This is a genomic window from Ruegeria sp. AJ12 (assembly GCF_056536245.1).
The window spans coordinates 2,048,458-2,065,862 of the sequence record NZ_JBQFJJ010000001.1; the positions used below are offsets into that span (position 1 = coordinate 2,048,458).

Annotated in this window: 18 protein-coding genes; 13 read left to right on the top strand and 5 right to left on the bottom strand. The window is 60.5% G+C overall.

Going from position 1 to position 17,405, the window contains the following annotated elements:
* The first annotated feature begins 83 nt into the window (after nucleotides 1–83).
* Together ACR3E0_RS10350 and ACR3E0_RS10355 are read left to right on the top strand one after the other, a co-directional pair.
* Complete coding sequence (locus ACR3E0_RS10350; RefSeq protein WP_480478690.1) at nucleotides 84–1,166, top strand: DUF6456 domain-containing protein; 1,083 nt, start codon at nucleotides 84–86, stop codon at nucleotides 1,164–1,166.
* A gap of 51 nt (nucleotides 1,167–1,217) precedes the next feature.
* Nucleotides 1,218–2,141, top strand: coding sequence for a hydrogen peroxide-inducible genes activator (locus tag ACR3E0_RS10355; protein ID WP_480478691.1), 924 nt, complete (start codon nucleotides 1,218–1,220; stop codon nucleotides 2,139–2,141).
* 47 nt (nucleotides 2,142–2,188) lie between these two features.
* Here the strand turns inward: ACR3E0_RS10355 and ACR3E0_RS10360 are convergent, their stop codons facing one another.
* The gene (locus tag ACR3E0_RS10360; protein WP_480478692.1) at nucleotides 2,189–2,737 is read right to left on the bottom strand and encodes a redoxin family protein; all 549 of its coding nucleotides are present in this window, start codon (nucleotides 2,735–2,737) and stop codon (nucleotides 2,189–2,191) included.
* A gap of 261 nt (nucleotides 2,738–2,998) precedes the next feature.
* Here ACR3E0_RS10360 and lipA point away from each other — a divergent pair, with 261 nt between their 5' ends.
* Nucleotides 2,999–3,949 carry a lipoyl synthase gene (gene lipA / locus ACR3E0_RS10365; RefSeq protein WP_480478693.1) on the top strand — a complete coding sequence of 317 codons (951 nt, stop codon included), beginning with the start codon at nucleotides 2,999–3,001 and terminating at the stop codon, nucleotides 3,947–3,949.
* Nucleotides 3,946–5,088 carry an amidohydrolase gene (locus tag ACR3E0_RS10370; RefSeq protein WP_480478694.1) on the top strand — a complete coding sequence of 381 codons (1,143 nt, stop codon included), beginning with the start codon at nucleotides 3,946–3,948 and terminating at the stop codon, nucleotides 5,086–5,088. Before lipA ends, ACR3E0_RS10370 begins: the two co-directional genes overlap by 4 nt.
* Nucleotides 5,089–5,093: 5 nt before the next feature.
* On the opposite strand, the gene ACR3E0_RS10375 is transcribed toward ACR3E0_RS10370, so the two are convergent.
* Together ACR3E0_RS10375 and hpt are read right to left on the bottom strand one after the other, a co-directional pair.
* Nucleotides 5,094–5,267 (bottom strand): hypothetical protein, encoded by a 174-nt coding sequence (locus ACR3E0_RS10375; protein WP_480478695.1) that lies wholly within the window; start codon nucleotides 5,265–5,267, stop codon nucleotides 5,094–5,096.
* Complete coding sequence (gene hpt, locus ACR3E0_RS10380) at nucleotides 5,268–5,810, bottom strand: hypoxanthine phosphoribosyltransferase (RefSeq protein WP_480478696.1); 543 nt, start codon at nucleotides 5,808–5,810, stop codon at nucleotides 5,268–5,270.
* A 72-nt stretch (nucleotides 5,811–5,882) separates the two neighbouring features.
* Between hpt and ACR3E0_RS10385 the strand changes: the two genes are divergently transcribed.
* Both ACR3E0_RS10385 and ACR3E0_RS10390 read left to right on the top strand, forming a co-directional pair.
* Entirely contained in the window at nucleotides 5,883–6,329 is a 447-nt protein-coding gene (locus ACR3E0_RS10385) for a type II toxin-antitoxin system RatA family toxin (protein ID WP_480481015.1), read from the top strand.
* Between the two features lie 37 nt (nucleotides 6,330–6,366).
* The gene (locus ACR3E0_RS10390; protein ID WP_480478697.1) at nucleotides 6,367–7,662 is read left to right on the top strand and encodes an MmgE/PrpD family protein; all 1,296 of its coding nucleotides are present in this window, start codon (nucleotides 6,367–6,369) and stop codon (nucleotides 7,660–7,662) included.
* Here ACR3E0_RS10390 and pyrC read toward each other — a convergent pair.
* Entirely contained in the window at nucleotides 7,659–8,696 is a 1,038-nt protein-coding gene (gene pyrC / locus ACR3E0_RS10395) for a dihydroorotase (protein WP_480478698.1), read from the bottom strand. The genes ACR3E0_RS10390 and pyrC overlap by 4 nt on opposite strands.
* A 131-nt stretch (nucleotides 8,697–8,827) precedes the next feature.
* On the opposite strand from pyrC, the gene ACR3E0_RS10400 reads away from it, so the two are divergent.
* Genes ACR3E0_RS10400 through ACR3E0_RS10410 form a run of 3 tightly spaced genes read left to right on the top strand, consistent with a single transcriptional unit; the run spans nucleotide 8,828 to nucleotide 11,539 of the window.
* The gene (locus ACR3E0_RS10400; RefSeq protein ID WP_480478699.1) at nucleotides 8,828–9,736 is read left to right on the top strand and encodes an AAA family ATPase; all 909 of its coding nucleotides are present in this window, start codon (nucleotides 8,828–8,830) and stop codon (nucleotides 9,734–9,736) included.
* On the top strand, nucleotides 9,736–10,290 hold the full coding sequence (locus ACR3E0_RS10405; protein WP_480478700.1) for a hypothetical protein: 555 nt from the start codon (nucleotides 9,736–9,738) through the stop codon (nucleotides 10,288–10,290). The genes ACR3E0_RS10400 and ACR3E0_RS10405 overlap by 1 nt, the downstream gene beginning before the upstream one ends.
* Nucleotides 10,283–11,539 carry a vWA domain-containing protein gene (locus tag ACR3E0_RS10410; RefSeq protein WP_480478701.1) on the top strand — a complete coding sequence of 419 codons (1,257 nt, stop codon included), beginning with the start codon at nucleotides 10,283–10,285 and terminating at the stop codon, nucleotides 11,537–11,539. Before ACR3E0_RS10405 ends, ACR3E0_RS10410 begins: the two co-directional genes overlap by 8 nt.
* 3 nt (nucleotides 11,540–11,542) lie before the next feature.
* On the opposite strand, the gene ACR3E0_RS10415 is transcribed toward ACR3E0_RS10410, so the two are convergent.
* The gene (locus tag ACR3E0_RS10415; protein ID WP_480478702.1) at nucleotides 11,543–12,043 is read right to left on the bottom strand and encodes a hypothetical protein; all 501 of its coding nucleotides are present in this window, start codon (nucleotides 12,041–12,043) and stop codon (nucleotides 11,543–11,545) included.
* A gap of 229 nt (nucleotides 12,044–12,272) precedes the next feature.
* On the opposite strand from ACR3E0_RS10415, the gene ACR3E0_RS10420 reads away from it, so the two are divergent.
* The 4 genes from ACR3E0_RS10420 (at nucleotide 12,273) to ACR3E0_RS10435 (ending at nucleotide 17,320) form a co-directional block, all read left to right on the top strand.
* Nucleotides 12,273–13,241, top strand: a complete 969-nt coding sequence (locus tag ACR3E0_RS10420; protein WP_480478703.1) for an XdhC family protein — start codon at nucleotides 12,273–12,275, stop codon at nucleotides 13,239–13,241.
* Complete coding sequence (locus tag ACR3E0_RS10425; RefSeq protein WP_480478704.1) at nucleotides 13,238–14,239, top strand: molybdopterin-binding protein; 1,002 nt, start codon at nucleotides 13,238–13,240, stop codon at nucleotides 14,237–14,239. The genes ACR3E0_RS10420 and ACR3E0_RS10425 overlap by 4 nt, the downstream gene beginning before the upstream one ends.
* Nucleotides 14,240–14,391: 152 nt before the next feature.
* Nucleotides 14,392–14,877, top strand: coding sequence for a (2Fe-2S)-binding protein (locus ACR3E0_RS10430; protein WP_480478705.1), 486 nt, complete (start codon nucleotides 14,392–14,394; stop codon nucleotides 14,875–14,877).
* Nucleotides 14,878–14,959: 82 nt separating this feature from the next.
* Entirely contained in the window at nucleotides 14,960–17,320 is a 2,361-nt protein-coding gene (locus ACR3E0_RS10435) for a xanthine dehydrogenase family protein molybdopterin-binding subunit (protein ID WP_480478706.1), read from the top strand.
* Nucleotides 17,321–17,405: the final 85 nt, after the last annotated feature.

A 17,405-nucleotide genomic window follows, 5' to 3' on the forward strand; every position in this document is an offset into this window, starting at 1 on the left:
AAAGCAACTCTAGTTAGATTTGGTTAACTAAGATTCCGAGGGCGAAAAGTGTCAGTCTGTTTTGTCGATGAGGGCAAATAAATATGGAAAACAACATGGCATTCACCATTCCGGCGTGGGTTCCAGAAGGGGCGCAAAGATACCTTGCCCATACCGAAACCGGTCGATCGATCCGCGACATCGCAAGATCCGCAGGGTGCCATGCATCGACCATCCTCAGGCAAATTCGGCGTATCGAGATGCGGCGCGACGATCCTCTGGTGGATGCGGCGTTGCAGTCCCTGGCCGAAACGCATTTTTCGATACCGGACGATCCGCAGGGCTCGTCAACGCAGACAGATGGCGCTGATGAAGAAGAGGCCTTTGAACGCGAAGCACTGCGTGTTCTGCGCCGCCTCTGCGAAACCGGTTCGGTTCTGGCGGTTGCAGAGGACATGGACAAGGCGGTCGTCGTGCGCGACACCGGAGAAACCGGTGCAACCAGAACCGCTGTGGTGGACTGCAAGACGGCTCAGGCGCTTGCCCTGAAAGACTGGATCAGCTGCAACAATCCCGGGCGCATATCCCGATACCGCATCTCGGCATCCGGTCGGACCGCGTTGAGCCAACTTGTGGCAAATGCCGAGAACAAGGCGCGGGCCCGCACCGAATTCGGTATGGCCGAGGCGCAAACTGCGTTTCAACCGCGGGTTTCGGACACGTCATCCGGGCGTCCCCGGCGCATTCGCTACACCATCGCCGAAAGTCCGCTGGTAGCCTTGGCCCGCAGGCGGGACCGGGACGGAAAACCCTTTCTGGACGAGTCCCTTGTCACGGCCGGTGAACGCCTCCGTGAAGATTTTGAGCTCGCACAGATCGGTCCGCAGATGGCGCAGAATTGGGATCGGTTTCTGACGGTAGGAAAGCGGGGTAATGTCGACAGCGAGTCCCATGGCGGCCGCGGATCGTCGGACGCGCGTGACCGCGTGGCGCGTGCCCTGTCTGATTTGGGCCCAGGTCTGAGCGATGTGGCCCTGCGGTGCTGTTGTTACCTTGAGGGATTGGAACTGGCAGAGAAGCGCATGGGATGGTCGGCACGATCAGGCAAGATCGTGTTGCGGATCGCATTGCAACGCCTCAAGCGTCACTACAGCGATCAGGCCGAACGCGACCGGATGATTGGATGATCACAGATTTGGTTCTCTTGCAGTATCGGCGACAAATGATAATCAAAGGTTATGAATTTCTCGCTCAGACAACTGCGCTACTTTCAGGCCGTTGCCGAACAGCGTAATTTTGGCCGTGCGGCGCAGGTCTGCAATGTGTCGCAACCGGCCTTGTCGGTTCAGATCAAGGCGCTTGAGGAAACGTTGGGCGGCACTTTGTTCGAGCGACAGGCGCGGGATATCCTCCTGACACCCCTGGGACGCGATGTTTTGGATCACGCCGGGCAAGTGTTGGGCGCGGCAGACCGGCTGGATCAGTTCGCCCGAGACCATTCCGGGGGCCACCGTTCCTTGTCGATCGGAATCATCCCGACAATCGCTCCCTATCTGTTGCCCGGCGTCCTGGCTGGACTGCGGGCCGGAGACGTATCGCTCAGGGTACAGATCCGCGAAGCCACAACCGAACGGCTGTTGTCCCTGTTGCGCGGCGGTGAGATAGACGCCGCCGTATTGGCCTTGCCCGCAAATGGCCTTGAGTTTCATGAGGTGCCTCTGTTTGAGGATCAGTTTCTGCTTGCCGGCAGCGCGACGCGTCTGAAACGTCTGACCAACAACCCCGAGGCTTTGCGCCCGCTGGATCTGCAATCCGCGCAGCTCATGCTGTTGGAGGACGGGCATTGCCTGACCGAACAGGCGCTGGAGGTCTGCGGGCAGGATCGCAGCAGCGGACAGATCAATATGGGGGCGTCTTCGCTGGCAACCCTGTCAAGGCTTGTTGCCGAGGGGTTTGGTCTGACGCTCATGCCGGAACTGGCCGCCCGATCCGAAACCGAGGCCGTTCCGGGTCTGCGGCTGCTGCGTTTCGGCGCGCCTCAGCCGGCTCGAACCGTTGGACTGGTCCGGCGGGTGTCAACAACTGGCGAAGACTGGATGGATCGCCTGGCGCAGGTGATCCGCGAGGTTGGCGAGGGTATCGTGTCCGCCACGCGCGCATGAAAAAGGCCCGCCAGTGGCGGGCCGGGGTTCAGCGCGAAATACTCCCCTTAGACGAGCGCGGGCTCAGCCGTTTCTTCCAGATGGGTCATCAGGTTCTCAGGCGAGGACACGCCATAGGGATCGTCGGGGCAGTTATCCATGAGGCCGGGCTCTTCAAACCACGCCTCGACAACGCCATCATCGATGATCGCCGCATAGCGCCACGACCGCATGCCAAATCCCAAATTATGCTTGTCGACCAGCATGCCCATCTTGCGGGTGAACTCGCCCGAGCCGTCGGGAATGACCTTGATCTTTTCCAGACCCTGATCCTGCGCCCACTTGTTCATGACAAAACTGTCGTTGACGGACATGCAATAGATCGCGTCGATGCCCTTCTCGGCAAAATCCGCATAGCCCTTTTCGAAGCCCGGCAACTGGTAGGTGGAACAGGTGGGGGTAAATGCGCCGGGCAGAGAGAACAGGATCACCCGCTTGCCGGCAAAGTAATCGGTGGTTGTTTTGTCGTCCCAACGGAATGGATTCGGCCCGCCGACCGACTCGTCCCGAACGCGGGTGTGAAAGGTAACCTCAGGCAGTTTGGTGCCGGATTTCATGTTCCATCTCCTGTGATTCACACGTGTTTGACCCAAGGGTTAGGGCAGTTTCAACACGCCTTCAATCACAGAAATGCCGCAGATGCGAATGCGCGAATTTACCCTTGCAGGCTGGTAAACAACAACAAATCAAACAATGCCCGAGTGTATGCTGCGTCCGCAAAACCGATTTGCATAGCGGCTATGCGTCGCTGGTCTAATCACATCGGCTGGTTTATGTTATAGGTACACAAAGTTGACCCAAAGTCAGGAAAGCCGACCGTGCGAGATCTGAAGATCCCCGAACAACGCCATCCGGAAAAGGCGCATCGTCCGGACAATGCGCAGCCGAAAAAGCCGAACTGGATTCGGGTCAAGGCCCCCGGTGGCAAAGGCTATGCCGAAACCCGCAGGATCATGCGTGACAACAACCTGGTCACTGTCTGCGAAGAGGCGGGCTGCCCGAATGTCGGCGAGTGCTGGAGCCAGGGTCACGCAACGATGATGATCATGGGCGAGATTTGTACGCGCGGGTGCACGTTCTGCAATATCGCAACCGGACGCCCCGATGCATTGGATGTGTTTGAGCCCGGCCGTGTCGCCCATGCGGTCGAGAAGCTGGGTCTGAACCACGTCGTGATTACGTCGGTGGACCGCGACGATCTCACGGATGGCGGGGCCGATCACTTTGCGCAAACCATCCGGGCGATCCGTCATCGGTCGCCCAAGACCACAATCGAGATTCTGACACCGGATTTCCTGAAATGCGACCCGGCAGTGCTGGAGACCGTGGTCGAGGCAAAACCGGATGTCTTTAACCACAACCTGGAAACGATCCCGGGCCTGTACCCGGAGGTACGCCCCGGCGCGCGCTACTTCCATTCCCTGCGTCTGTTGCAGCGGGTCAAGGAACTGGACCCGTCCATCTTCACAAAGTCCGGCATCATGGTCGGCCTGGGCGAGGACGAACAACAGGTACGTCAGGTGATGGACGACATGCGCGCGGCGGATATCGATTTTCTGACCATCGGGCAATATCTGCAGCCCACGCCAAAGCACCACGGCGTCGACCGCTTTGTGACGCCCGAAGAGTTCGCATCTTACGAAAAGGCGGCTTATGGCAAAGGGTTCCTCATGGTTTCCGCCACGCCGCTGACCCGGTCGTCTTACCATGCCGGAGACGATTTCGCCCGACTGCGCGAAGCGCGACAGGCCAAGCTGGGACACGCGTGACACCTGATACGGTCGCGCGACTTACATCTCTGCGACGCGCGTTGCACCAATCTCCGGAGCTGTCCGGGCAGGAGGTGAAAACAGCCGCGCGTATAGCAGGCCTGTTGCGTGATCTGGGCGCAGACACCGTTCTGACCGGAATCGGAGGGCACGGGGTTGCCGCCGTTTTTGACAGCGAGCAAAAAGGCCCGACAATCGGTGTCCGGTGCGAGCTGGATGGTTTGCCGATACAGGAAATCTCAAACCTTCCTTATACTTCTCGCGTTCCGGGCATAGCGCATCTATGCGGTCATGACGGTCACATGGCGATGGTTCTGGGCGTGGCTGAGGCCTTGGCCCATACCCGACCCAAAAGTGGCCGCGTGGTTCTGATTTTCCAGCCCGCCGAGGAGACTGGGCAAGGGGCAGCGGCGTTTCGCGCCGACCCGCAATTTGTGCAGATCGCCCCTGACTATTTGTTTTCCTTGCACAATTTACCCGGTTTGGAATTGGGAGCGGTCGAGCTGTGTCAGGGTCCGGCGAATTGCGCGTCTCGCGGGATGCGGATTGTCTTGACGGGAAAGACATCGCACGCCGCCTCGCCACAGGACGGGGTTTCTCCGGCGGACGCCTTGTCCGAGCTGATGACCAAGATGACAGATTTGGGGCAGGGCGGTTCTCTGGATCAAGACTACGCGTTGACCACCGTGACGCATGCGACCCTCGGGGAAAGAACCTTTGGGGTTGCACCCGGTCAGGGCGAATTGTGGGTGACGCTGCGCGCCGTGTCCGATGTACGCATGGCCCGGCTCGTTGCGGACGCCGAGGCCTTGGTGGATGATGTGGCGTTGTCCCAAGGACTGGAATCCCAGATTACCTATGAGGATGTGTTCGAAGCCTGCACAAACCATCCGGATGCCGTGCAGATTGTCGCCGCAGCATGCGCGAAAGAGGGCATCCGCTGCACTCTGTCAGGCGATCCGCAAAGGTTTTCCGAGGATTTCGGGCAGTTCGCAAAAGGGGCCAAGACGGCGATGTTCTGGTTGGGATCGGGGCGAGATCATCCCCAGCTTCACAATCCGGATTATGACTTTCCGGACGACCTCATTCCCATCGGTACCGGGGTGTTCCTGGCAGCCATCCATGGGCTTTTGGGGTAGGAAACTCAACGCGGCGCGCGGGTCCATTCGCCAGTGGCCCAGTCTGGCCACCATCCCAAAAGCTCAATTCCTGCAATCACCAAGCACACGAGAATGACTCCAAACACCAGAACAACTCGCCGTTGCGACGGCGGGTTCCGGGCCCATTGGGACATGCGCAGGAAATGGCGCGGGTTCATCTAGTCCTCGGTGAATCTGACCTTACCAATGAAGGGCAGGTTTCGATTGCGCTGAGCATAGTCGATGCCGTAGCCCACGACAAATTCATCAGGGATCTCAAATCCGATCCAGTCGGACCGGAAATCCACTTCGCGTCGGCTGGGCTTGTCCAGCAAAGCAATGGATTTCAGGCGTTTCGGACTGCGGCTGGTCAGCAGGTTGGTGACGTGGTTCAGCGTGTGGCCCGTGTCGACGATATCTTCGACAACCAGCACGTCTCGCCCTTCAATTGCGCCGCGCAAGTCCTTGAGAATGCGAACTTCCCGGCTGCTCTCCATCGAGTCGCCGTAAGAGGATGCCTCGAGAAAATCCACCTCGATCGGCAGGTCCAGTTCGCGCACCAGATCGGCAATAAAGACAAAGCTACCGCGCAACAGGCCGACGACCACCAGTTTATCGGTATCGCCGAATTCTTCGGTGATTTTGCGACAGAGTTCCTCGATGCGGGCGGCAATGGCCTTGGCCGAGATCATCTCATCTATCACATATGCGCGGTCACTCATCAAAGCCCCCTTGATCTTTGGCGCGCAACATACGACATGACGCGCCATTGTCATCTGAAAATACCGGACGCCATGCCCATCCACTCGGAAACACGCCGCCTGCCGTACACCGCCCAGCAGATGTATGATCTTGTTGCAGATGTGGCCAAGTACCCCGAGTTTCTGCCCTGGTGCGCCGCAGCACGCATTCGCCGTACATATGAAGTGGGCGAGGCCCAGGTGATGGAGGCGGATCTCGTCATCTCGTTCAAGGTGTTCCGCGAACGGTTTGGCAGCCGCGTCACCCTGTTTGCAGACCAAAGGAAGATCGACACAGAATACCTGGACGGACCGTTCAAATACATGAAATCCGACTGGCAGTTCGAAGATGCGCCGGACGGGGGATGCAACATCTCCTTCCATGTCGATTTCGAGTTCAAGAATGCCATTCTGCAAGGGATTATTGGCGTTGTGTTCAATGAGGCGATGCAGCGGATCGTACGCGCGTTTGAGGCGCGGGCGGCCGATCTCTATAACTGAGCCTTTACCATCACTTGACGCGCGCTAGACTGCGCCCATGACTGATCTGACAACATCCCTGGCCGCTTTTGCCGCAGGCCCGATCACGACCTCCGCACAGACGCGGATTGTCACGTCCCTCTCTGCACTTGATTGGATCGCTGTGGGTCGAGCCGGAGCATCCGAACCAGTCTCGAACGCGGTGCGCGACATGGTTCTGGCCGAAGGCGGAGCCGGGCAGGCACATCTGTTTGGCGGCGGCGCCGCGCCGTTGCGCTCTGCCGCGCTGGTGAACGGGACCGTGTCCCATGCACTGGATTATGACGATACCCATTTTGGGCATATCGGGCATCCTTCGGTTGCCGTTCTTCCTGCGACGCTGGCCGTTACGGAATGGGATGACCGCATTCTGGTGGATTTTCTCGAGGCCGCGCTTGTTGGAATGGAGGTATCGATCCGCATGGGTCTGTGGCTGGGGCGCGCCCATTACCAGGCCGGGTTTCACCAGACCGCCACGGCAGGTGCGTTCGGAGCCGCGGTCGCTGTGGGCCGTGTGTTTGGCTTTGATGCCGAACAGATGCGCGGGGTTCTGGGGCTGGTGGCGACGCGCGCTGCAGGCCTGAAGGTGCAGTTTGGAACCATGGGCAAACCCTACAATGCAGGGCTTGCGTCTTCGACCGGAGTTGAGGCGGCCTTGTTGGTTCAGCGGGGGTTTGCGCCAAATCCCGATGCGCTGGAGGGCCAGTTTGGATTTGGGGCCACCCATCAGGGCGTTGCCGATGTGGCAGCCGCACTGGACGGGCTGGGAGAGCAGTGGTTGTTCGACGCGGTCAGCCACAAGTTCCACGCCTGCTGCCATGGCCTTCACGCGGCGCTCGAAGCGGCGCGGGAGCTGGACATCGCAGAGCCTGAAGTGGCCGAAATCAAAGTTAAAACCCACCCGCGCTGGATGAGCGTCTGCAACCAGATTGCCCCGTCATCTGGGTTGGGGGCCAAGTTTTCCTATCGGACCGTCATTGCCATGCAGGCCATGGGGTATGACACGGCTTTGCCGGAGAGCTTTTCCGAGAAAACCTGCGCAGACCCGCGCCTTGGTTCCCTGCGGGATCGGATCACTGTCGAGGCGGATGACACACTGTCAGAAACGCAGGCCCATCTTGCGCTGTTGCGTCGGGATGGAGTCAGACGTGAAGCCACGCATGATCTGCTGACGCCCCTGTCGCTGTCCGACCGCGAAGACAGAGTGCGCGGCAAGGCCGCCAAACTGATCGGGCGGGATGAGGCGGACGTGATCTGGTCGATGCTACGCACCGGTGGGCGCACCCGCGATCTGGCGCAAAGGCTGGCGGTTTAAACCACGCGCCAGTGCAAGGGGAAACCGGGGTCGAACACTGTCACCGGGCCATCGCCTGTATCGATCTTGTTCGGATAGGTGACCGGGTCGCCTTTGGTCAGCGTTAGCGTGTCTTCATTCACCGGCAAGCCATAGAATGCAGGGCCATGCCGCGAAACAAACCCTTCCAGCTTGTCCATCGCGCCCATGCGATCGAACATTTCTGCGACCAGTGACATCGTGTTCGTCGCGGTGAAACACCCGGCGCAACCGCAGGCCATTTCCTTGTTGTCATCCGTATGCGGCGCACTGTCAGTGCCCAGGAAATATCGTGCAACGCCCGAGGTCGCGGCGGCCAACAGTTCAAGACGGTGTTCTTCACGCTTGGCGACCGGCAGGCAGTAATAATGCGGTTTGATGCCGCCAACCAGAATATGGTTGCGGTTGATGATCAGATGATGCGCCGTGATCGTGGCGCCCAGGTCGGTGTTGTTGGCCTTGACATAGTCCACACCGTCCTTGGTGGTGATATGCTCCATCACCACCCGCAGGCCCGGCGTTGATTTGCGGATCGGGTCCAGAACCCGGTCGATAAACACGGCCTCACGGTCGAAGATGTCGATCTCGGCATCGGTGACCTCACCGTGAACGCAGAGCGGCAGGCCGATCTCGGCCATTTTCTCCAGGACCGGGCGCACCTTGTCGAAGTCGCGTACTCCCGAAGCCGAATTGGTGGTTGCGCCCGCCGGATACAGCTTGACGGCCTTCACCAGGCCGCTGGCATGTGCCGCGGCCACATCGTCAGGGTCCGTGTCCTCGGTCAGGTACAGCGTCATCAGCGGCTCAAACGTCATTCCCTCCGGCAGCGCGGCCATGATGCGGTCGCGATACGCGCCAGCCTGTGCCCCTGTCACCACCGGCGGCACCAGATTGGGCATGATGATCGCACGCGCAAAGTGGCGGGCAGTTTCAGGCAGGACGGCCTGCAGCATGGCGCCGTCGCGCAGGTGCAGATGCCAGTCGTCGGGACGGCGGATCGTGATGCTTTCGGTCATGCGCATCGGCTAGCACACAGGGCTGCGTTGGAAAAGCCCTTGCCGCGTCGCAGGATCGGCGTAAATCCCGAAAGATCACGGGCTTGACGCAGCCTGCGGCCCGTGACCTGTTAGGCGCGAGGAGGAGACAGATGCACCAACCCCAATCCATCGACGCCGTTCAGCAGGTTTTGGGCGCACAGGGCTATGTCTGCGGGCGGGCCCTGGCCACCGTGGTGTTTCTCGCGCTGAAACTCGGGCGTCCCCTTTTTCTCGAGGGGGAAGCCGGGGTCGGCAAGACCGAAATTGCCAAGGCCCTGGCGGCGGGTCTAGGGCGCCGCCTGATCCGCCTGCAATGTTATGAGGGGCTGGATGCTTCAACTGCGGTGTATGAATGGAACTTTCCGGCCCAGATGGTGGCGATCCGCACGGCCGAGGCCTCCGGTGGCGCAGATCGCAACGCGTTGCAGGCCGAGCTGTTCTCGGACGAATTTCTGATCGAACGCCCCTTGTTGCAGGCCATGCGACCGGATGAAAACGGCGCGCCGGTGCTGCTGATCGATGAACTGGACCGCACGGACGAACCGTTTGAAGCGTTCCTGCTTGAGGCTCTCAGCGATTTTCAGGTGACCATCCCCGAACTGGGCACAGTGCACGCAGCGGAACCACCCATCGTGATTGTCACCTCGAACCGCACGCGCGAAGTGCATGACGCGCTCAAGCGCCGCTGCCTGTATCACTGGGTCGACTATCCCGATTTTGACCGCGAGATCGAAATCCTGCACGCCCGCGCGCCCGAAGCGGCAGAGGCGCTCAGCCGCGAGGTCGTCGCCTTTGTACAGCGCCTGCGCACCGAGGACCTGTTCAAGAAGCCCGGCGTTGCGGAAACCATCGACTGGGCCAAGTGTTTGCTGGCGCTGGATGTCATCAACCTGAGCCCCGAAGTTATCGGCGACACGCTGGGCGCGATCCTCAAATATCAGGACGACATCCAGAAGCTGCAAGGGTCTGAGGCCAAACGAATTCTTGACGAGGCGAAATCGACATTGGAGCCTGCTTGATGCCTGACGAGCCTCTGACGCTTCACATCGTCGGCTGGCCGGGATCGGGAAAACGGACCATCGGCGCCGCACTGGTCGAGATGATTGGGGGTCGCCTGATCGACAACCACTTGATGCTGCACCCGGCCAGCGCCTTGTTTGACCGGGCAGATCCCAGACACGCAGATTTACGGCTTAGCCTGCGGCGCTCGATCTATGATGCGGCGTTGACACTGGCGCCAGATGTACCGGTCGTTTTCACCGATGCCCTTGGAGAAAGCCCGATGGATCGCGCGCTGATTGCGCCGACGCTGGAGTTTGCACGGCGGCGCGGCGGTCGGTTCCAACCCTTTATGCTAACGCTGAACGAACAAGAGAACCGGCGGCGTCTGTGTGATCCAGACAGGCGCGGGCGAGGAAAACTGATGGATCCGGATGCTCTGATGGAGTTTCGGCGCGATCTGACTTTGCTTCGCCTTGACGGTGTGATCGAAATTCCGGTGGACACGTTGCGCCCGAAGGAGGCTGCGCGCGCCATTGTCGACGCTCTGGAATCCGGATCACATCGTGGCTGAACAACTTCCGCTCGATATCCCGGCGGACCCCAAACTCGCGCAGAACATAACCCATTTCGCGCGCGCGTTGCGTAAGGCCGGGTTACCGATCGGCACCGGACGCGTGGTTGACGCAATCCGCGCGGTCGAGGCGGCCGGGTTTACCGAGAAACGGGATTTCTACTGGACGCTGCACGCCTGTTTTGTCAGCCGACCGGAACATCGCACGGTTTTCGCGCAAGTCTTTCGTCTCTACTGGCGCGATCCGCGGTACCTCGAGCACATGATGTCCATGATGCTGCCCGCCATTCGGGGCGTGCAGGAAGAGCGCAAGGCGGATGCGGGTGAGAAACGGGCGGCCGAGGCTCTGTTGGACGGGGTTGAGCGCGACCTGTCTGAACCGTCTGACGGGGAGGGCGAGACCGAACTGGACATTGACGCCTCGCAAACCGCGTCGTCCGAGGAACGTCTGCGCAGCCTGGATTTCGAACAGATGAGCACGGCTGAAATGGCTCGGGCCAAGCGCGTGCTGGCCAGTCTCACCTTGCCCGTCAAACCTATCGAAACCCGGCGGGGTCAGGCCAGTCATCTGGGTCATCGGATTGACCGCGCCCGCACCCTGCGCGCGGCGATGCGGCAAGGCGGGGACCTGCGCGATATTGCCCGGATGAAACCAAAGCCGCGCTGGCCCAATCTGGTGGTGCTGTGCGATATCTCCGGTTCAATGAGCCAGTACAGCCGCATCATCCTGCATTTCCTGCACACGGTATCGAATGCAAAAGGTGCGGGATGGGCCAGGGTGCACGCCTTCACCTTTGGTACTCGGCTGACCAATATCACCCGCCACCTGCAACAGCGCGACGTGGATGCGGCGCTGGCGGCCGCCGGAGCGGAAGCGCAAGACTGGGAAGGCGGCACCCGGATCGGAGAATGCCTGAATGCGTTCAACCGTGACTGGTCGCGCCGGGTCATGGGGCAGGGCGCGGTGGTTCTGCTGATTTCGGATGGTCTGGATCGGGGCGAACCTGATGCGCTGGCCAAGGAAATGGAGCGTCTGCACCTGTCCGCCCGCCGCCTGATCTGGCTCAATCCGCTGCTGCGTTGGGACGGGTTTGCCCCAAAGGCTCAGGGTGTCGCCGCGATGCTGCCGCATGTGGACAGCTTTCGCGCCGGTCATTCGATTGCGTCGCTGGAAGATCTGGCCGCCGTGATATCGCAACCCGACGATGTGGGTGAAAAAGCGCGGCTGATGACCGCGCTTTCTGCCTGAACGCTATCCCAGTTGTTTTTCGTTGCACGCGCGTGCCATCTCCATGGCCTTGTAGGTGCCGGTCAGATCGACGGTAAAGGCAAATTCCTTTTCCGGAAACACGACCATGACCTTCTGTTTGGCCAGATCGTCGGCAAACTGAGGGTCGTCGGACAGGACATACCCGCCTGAATATCCCTTGGTGATGTTGCCTTTCATTCCGGTCGCTTCGCCGACGTAGATGTTATCTCCCAACAGAATTGCCACGGCCTCTTTTTCGCCACGCTTGATGTTGGTCTTCGCCTTGGTGAAGACACCGACATAGCCGATGCTGCGATCTTCGGTCAGGCCCATCTGGACCACGTTTTCCGAGTCATCGACCGCCTCGATCAGGCAGGATTTCTTTTCATTGTCGATAAAGACCTTCCAGCCTTCGACCTCGCCATAGCGCTCAAACGTGTCGGCCCATGCGGCTGTTGGGGCGAAAAGGCCGAGCGCCGCGCCCAATGTAAGAATGCGTTTCAACTTTGTATCTCCGTTTTGAAATTGAAGAAGGTGTGCGCCTGATTGTAATCCGGGCGCAGAGGCAGGCTAGAACCCGTTCCGGAAACAATCAATCCATTGTGAATGTGAATATGAAATCACCGCCTCTGCCGTTTGCAGTCACGACCCGGAAACGGGTCTGCCAGCGGGCCCCGCTTTTCATTGCGCCAAACCTCCCTATGTTGATCCAGAGCCTTTTTGGGAGGGGCCGATGGATCGATTCGACAACAGTCCGGAAACAGCGTTGCAATGGTTTCGCAATGGGCGGGGCGCGGCCCTCGCCACTGTGGTCGAAACCTGGGGCAGCGCACCGCGCCGCGTCGGCGCACAGCTTGTCATCGGCGGCGACGGTCGGATCGAAGGGTCGGTTTCCGGTGGATGCGTCGAGGGGGCCGTGATCGTCGAGGCGCTGGAAGCCATCGACGAAGGCGAGGCCCGGCTTCTGGAATTTGGGGTCAGCGACGACGATGCCTTTGCGGTCGGGCTGGCCTGTGGCGGGACCATCCGTGTTCTGGTCGAGCCGGTTGGGTCCGTTCTGCCAGAGGATATGCTGGCCGATCTGGTCGCGGCCCGTTCATCGCGCGCGCCGCTGGCCTATGAGGTCAATATCGATACCGGCCATCGCGCCCTTCGTCGGGATGCCTATAAAGACAGATTGCGACTGGACCGGTCCGGCTTTGAAGAAGACGGCCAGACCTTTGTGGCCGTGCATAATCCTCCCTTGCGGCTGATTGTTGTCGGCGCGGTTCACATTGCGCAGGCGCTGGTGCCGATGGCGCGGATCGCGGGCTATGACCCCGCTATTGTTGACCCGCGCGAAGCCTTTGCCTCGAAAACACGGTTCCCCGGGGAAAAAATCCTGACAGATTGGCCGGACGAAGCTGTTGCCAAGCTGGGGCTGGATTCGCGGACGGCGGTGGTTCTGCTGACCCATGATCCGAAACTGGACGACCCGGCGCTGCACGCCGCGTTGACGGCCGGTGTGTTCTATATCGGCGCCCTTGGGTCGACACGCACCCATGCGAAACGTGTCCAGCGGTTGAAGGACGAAGGCTTTTCAGAGGCTCAGATCGCGCGAATCCACGGCCCGATCGGTCTGGATATCGGCGCTTCGGACCCGTCCGAGATCGCGGTTGCGATTCTGGCACAGATGACGGCTGTCCTGCGGGGCAAGGCATGAAGTTCGGCCCGGTCCCGGTCGCTGAAGCCGACGGAGCCATATTGGCGCACTCGGTGAAGGTTGGCGGGCAGAAACTGCGCAAGGGTGTCAAACTTTCGCCCGAACATGTCTTGCGACTGGTTGAAGCCGGACTTGCAGAAGTGATCGTGGCCCGGCTGGACCCTGACGATTGCCACGAGGATGAGGCCGCGCGTGCACTGGCCGATGCGCTGACACCCGACCCGGGCGCGGCCAACCTGCGCGTGACCGAGGCCTTTACCGGGCGGGTGAACCTGCTGGCGGACGGTCCCGGCGTTGCGGTTCTGGATGTGGCCGCGCTGGAGCGGTTCAACCGGGTGAACCCGATGATCACTGTTGCGACGGTTCCGCAGTATCAGCAAATGGGTCCGGGGGGCATGGTGGCGACCATCAAGGTCATCTCATACGCTGTTCCGGACGCCGACGTGCAGCGGGCCGCAGATCTGGCGACGGATACCATTCGGTTGGCCAGACCGGTGCATCGGACCGCAGGGTTGATCGTAACGGATATCCCCGGCGGGCCACCCAATGAAAAAGGTATCGCCGCCATTCGTGGGCGGGTCGAGGCTTTGGGGATGGATCTGTGTGACGTGCGGATCGTTCCGCACCGTACCGATACACTGGCTGCCGCGGTTGCCGAAATCGATGGCGACTTGACGATGATCCTGACGGGCTCGGCCACCTCGGATGTCGATGATGTTGCGCCAACAGCCGTCCGGGACGCAGGCGGGCAGGTCGACCGGTTTGGCATGCCTGTCGACCCGGGAAACCTTTTGTTTCTCGGGGAACTCGGGGAACGACCCGTGATCGGGTTGCCGGGCTGCGCCCGGTCACCAGCCCTGAACGGCGCGGATTGGGTTCTGTCTCGGGTGGCGTGCGGGATCGAAACGACCGGTGTCGATATCGCCGGTATGGGTGTGGGTGGGCTGCTCAAGGAAATACCGACCAGACCCCAGCCCCGGGCGCAGCGGAGAAAGTGACGTGGCGGCACTTTTGCCCCGCCAAGCAGTCGTTATACATGGTGTAAATTGGACACCGGCTCTGCTCTGCCGCGCATCAAAAATTTTTGTTCTCAAACGAAAATTCCCGTGTTTAACTCGGGGCAATCAAAAATACGAAATGGGAGGAACTTATGACACAGGTCTCAATGACCGTGAACGGTAAATCCGTGAGTGGTGATGTCGAAGGCCGGACGTTGCTGTCCAGTTTTCTGCGCGACCATCTGTCTCTGACCGGTACGCATGTTGGATGTGACACGGCACAATGCGGGGCCTGCGTGGTCCACGTGAACGGTGAGGCGGTCAAGTCCTGCAACATGTTTGCGCTGGAAGCGGACGGTGCAGAGGTTGGAACAATCGAAGGTGAGGCCAATGCCGACGGGTCGCTGAGCGTGATCCAGCAGGCGTTTCAGGATCACCACGGGCTGCAATGCGGATTCTGCACGCCGGGCATGGTTATGAGTGCCGCCGCACTGCTCAAGGACAACCCGCGTCCAACCGAGGCGGAAATCCGCAAGTACCTTGAGGGCAACCTGTGCCGCTGTACCGGCTACCACAACATCGTCAAGGCGATCATGGCCGCATCCGGTCAGGACGTCAGCAGAATTGCTGCCGAATGATGCCACTGCGGGCGTAAGAGAAGACGCCCGTGGGACAAGAGAGGATGCGTGATCGCATCCGTTTATGGGAGGAGAACAAGCAATGCCCAAAGACAGTGGCATCGGAGCCAGTTCCAAGCGCCGGGAAGACGTGCGCTTTCTGACCGGAGCAGGCAATTACACCGACGATATCAACGTGCATGGCCAGGCCCATGTGCATTTCCTGCGATCCGACATTGCGCATGGCCGGATCAAATCTGTCAACACATCAGCGGCCGAAGGCATGCCCGGTGTGGTCAAGGTTTTCACGGGTAAGGATTTTGAGGGCGTGGGTGGAATGCCCTGCGGCTGGGAAGTCACCGACAAGCATGGCGCACCCATGCAGGAACCACCGCACCCTATTCTGGCGCAAGGCAAGGTCCGGCATGTGGGCGATCCGATTGCCGCTGTTGTGGCCGACAGCCTGGAACAGGCGCGCGACGCCGCCGAGGCGATTGATGTGGATATCGAGGAACTGCCCGCTGTTCTGGACATGAAAGCGGCAGCCCAGGACGGCGCGACGCTGGTCCATGACGACCTCAAGAACAACATCTGCTATGACTGGCAGTTGGGCGAGGCGGACGACGCCAAGGTCAACGAGGTCTTTGCCAACGCGGCCCATGTGACAACTCTGGATCTAATCAACAACCGGCTGGTCGCCAATCCGATGGAGCCGCGCGTGGCGGTGGCCGAGTACAATCGGGCGACCGAGGATTACACGCTCTACACGACGTCTCAGAACCCGCATGTGATCCGGTTGCTGATGTGTGCCTTTGTTCTGGGCCTGCCCGAGCACAAGGTGCGCGTGGTGGCCCCCGATGTGGGCGGTGGCTTTGGCACCAAGATTTTCCATTATGCCGAGGAAGCGTTCTGTACCTTTGCCGCCAAGGCGTGTGGCCGTCCGGTCAAATGGACCTCCAGCCGGTCCGAGGCGTTCATGTCCGACGCGCAGGGTCGTGACCATGTGAGCACGATTGAGCTGGCGCTGGATGCGGACAACAATTTTGTGGGTCTGCGCACCAATACCTACGCCAATCTGGGCGCGTATCTGTCGACCTTTTCCAGTTCGGTTCCAACCTGGCTGCACGGCACGCTGATGGCGGGCAACTACAAGACGCCGGTCATTCAGGTGAATGTGAAGGCGATGTTCACCAACACGGTGCCGGTGGATGCCTATCGCGGCGCGGGCCGGCCCGAGGCGACGTTCCAGTTGGAGCGCGTTGTGGACAAGGCCGCGCGAGAATTGGGCGTCGATCCGATTGCCCTGCGTCGTCAGAACTTCATCACCGAGTTCCCTTATGACACGCCGGTGGCGCTGACTTACGACACCGGGGATTACAACGGGACGATGGACAAGCTGGAGGCCGCCGCCGATCTGGCCGGCTTTGCCGCGCGCCGGACGCAGAGCGAAGCCAATGGTAAGCTCCGCGGTTTGGGCATCAATTGCTATATCGAGGCCTGCGGGATTGCGCCCTCGAACATCGTTGGCATGCTGGGGGCCCGGGCGGGTCTGTATGATGCCGCCACCGTGCGGGTGAACGCCACCGGCTCGATCAGTGTCATGGTGGGCGCGCATAGCCACGGGCAGGGGCATGAGACCGCCTTCCCGCAGGTTGTGGCCGACATGATCGGCATCGATGAATCGATGGTCGAGATCGTGCATGGCGACACCTCGAAGATCCCGTTTGGCATGGGCACCTATGGTTCGCGCAGCCTCGCGGTCTGTGGCTCGGCCATGGTCAAGGCCACCGAGAAGGTGATCGACAAGGCCAAGAAGATCGCGGCCCACCTGCTGGAAGCGTCCGAGGCCGATATCGAGCTGAAGGATGGGCAGTTCAGCGTTGCGGGCACCGACAAGTCGGTGGCCTGGGGCGATGTGACCCTGACGGCCTATGTGCCGCACAACTACCCGCTGGAGGTGGAGCCGGGGTTGGAGGAAACCGCGTTCTATGATCCGGCCAATTTCACCTTCCCGGCGGGCGCCTATGCCTGCGAGGTCGAGGTGGACCCCGAGACCGGACAGGTCACCATCGAGGCCTTCACGGCGGCGGATGACTTTGGCAACATCATCAACCCGATGATCGTGGATGGACAGGTGCATGGCGGTATCGGTCAGGGCATCGGTCAGGCGCTGCTGGAAAACTGTGCCTATGACGAAAACGGTCAGTTGTTGAGCGGGTCGTTCATGGACTACGCGATGCCGCGCGCCGACGATGTACCGTTTTATGCGGTGGATCACTCCAGCCAGACACCCTGCACACATAACCCGCTGGGCGTGAAGGGCTGTGGCGAGGCTGGTGCGATCGGCTCGCCACCCGCGGTTGTCAATGCGGTTCTGGACGCGCTGAACTCGGGCGGCAAGGCGGTGGATCACATCGACATGCCGGTCAGCCCGTCGCGTGTTTGGGCGGCAATGAACGGGTGAGTTGGGGGCAGGCTGGGGGCTCTGCCCCCAGACCCCCGAGGTATTTACAGCCAGATGAAGGGCGGATCCGCGCCTTTCGGAAAGG

Excerpts from the sequence above, each read along its gene's own strand:
- ACR3E0_RS10350 (WP_480478690.1), top strand. The coding sequence starts at position 84 with ATGGAAAACAACATGGCATTCACCATTCCGGCGTGGGTTCCAGAAGGG.
- ACR3E0_RS10355 (WP_480478691.1), top strand. The coding sequence starts at position 1,218 with ATGAATTTCTCGCTCAGACAACTGCGCTACTTTCAGGCCGTTGCCGAA.
- ACR3E0_RS10360 (WP_480478692.1), bottom strand. The coding sequence starts at position 2,737 with ATGAAATCCGGCACCAAACTGCCTGAGGTTACCTTTCACACCCGCGTT.
- ACR3E0_RS10375 (WP_480478695.1), bottom strand. The coding sequence starts at position 5,267 with ATGAACCCGCGCCATTTCCTGCGCATGTCCCAATGGGCCCGGAACCCG.
- hpt (WP_480478696.1), bottom strand. The coding sequence starts at position 5,810 with ATGAGTGACCGCGCATATGTGATAGATGAGATGATCTCGGCCAAGGCC.
- ACR3E0_RS10385 (WP_480481015.1), top strand. The coding sequence starts at position 5,883 with ATGCCCATCCACTCGGAAACACGCCGCCTGCCGTACACCGCCCAGCAG.
- ACR3E0_RS10390 (WP_480478697.1), top strand. The coding sequence starts at position 6,367 with ATGACTGATCTGACAACATCCCTGGCCGCTTTTGCCGCAGGCCCGATC.
- pyrC (WP_480478698.1), bottom strand. The coding sequence starts at position 8,696 with ATGACCGAAAGCATCACGATCCGCCGTCCCGACGACTGGCATCTGCAC.
- ACR3E0_RS10400 (WP_480478699.1), top strand. The coding sequence starts at position 8,828 with ATGCACCAACCCCAATCCATCGACGCCGTTCAGCAGGTTTTGGGCGCA.
- ACR3E0_RS10405 (WP_480478700.1), top strand. The coding sequence starts at position 9,736 with ATGCCTGACGAGCCTCTGACGCTTCACATCGTCGGCTGGCCGGGATCG.
- ACR3E0_RS10420 (WP_480478703.1), top strand. The coding sequence starts at position 12,273 with ATGGATCGATTCGACAACAGTCCGGAAACAGCGTTGCAATGGTTTCGC.
- ACR3E0_RS10425 (WP_480478704.1), top strand. The coding sequence starts at position 13,238 with ATGAAGTTCGGCCCGGTCCCGGTCGCTGAAGCCGACGGAGCCATATTG.
- ACR3E0_RS10430 (WP_480478705.1), top strand. The coding sequence starts at position 14,392 with ATGACACAGGTCTCAATGACCGTGAACGGTAAATCCGTGAGTGGTGAT.
- ACR3E0_RS10435 (WP_480478706.1), top strand. The coding sequence starts at position 14,960 with ATGCCCAAAGACAGTGGCATCGGAGCCAGTTCCAAGCGCCGGGAAGAC.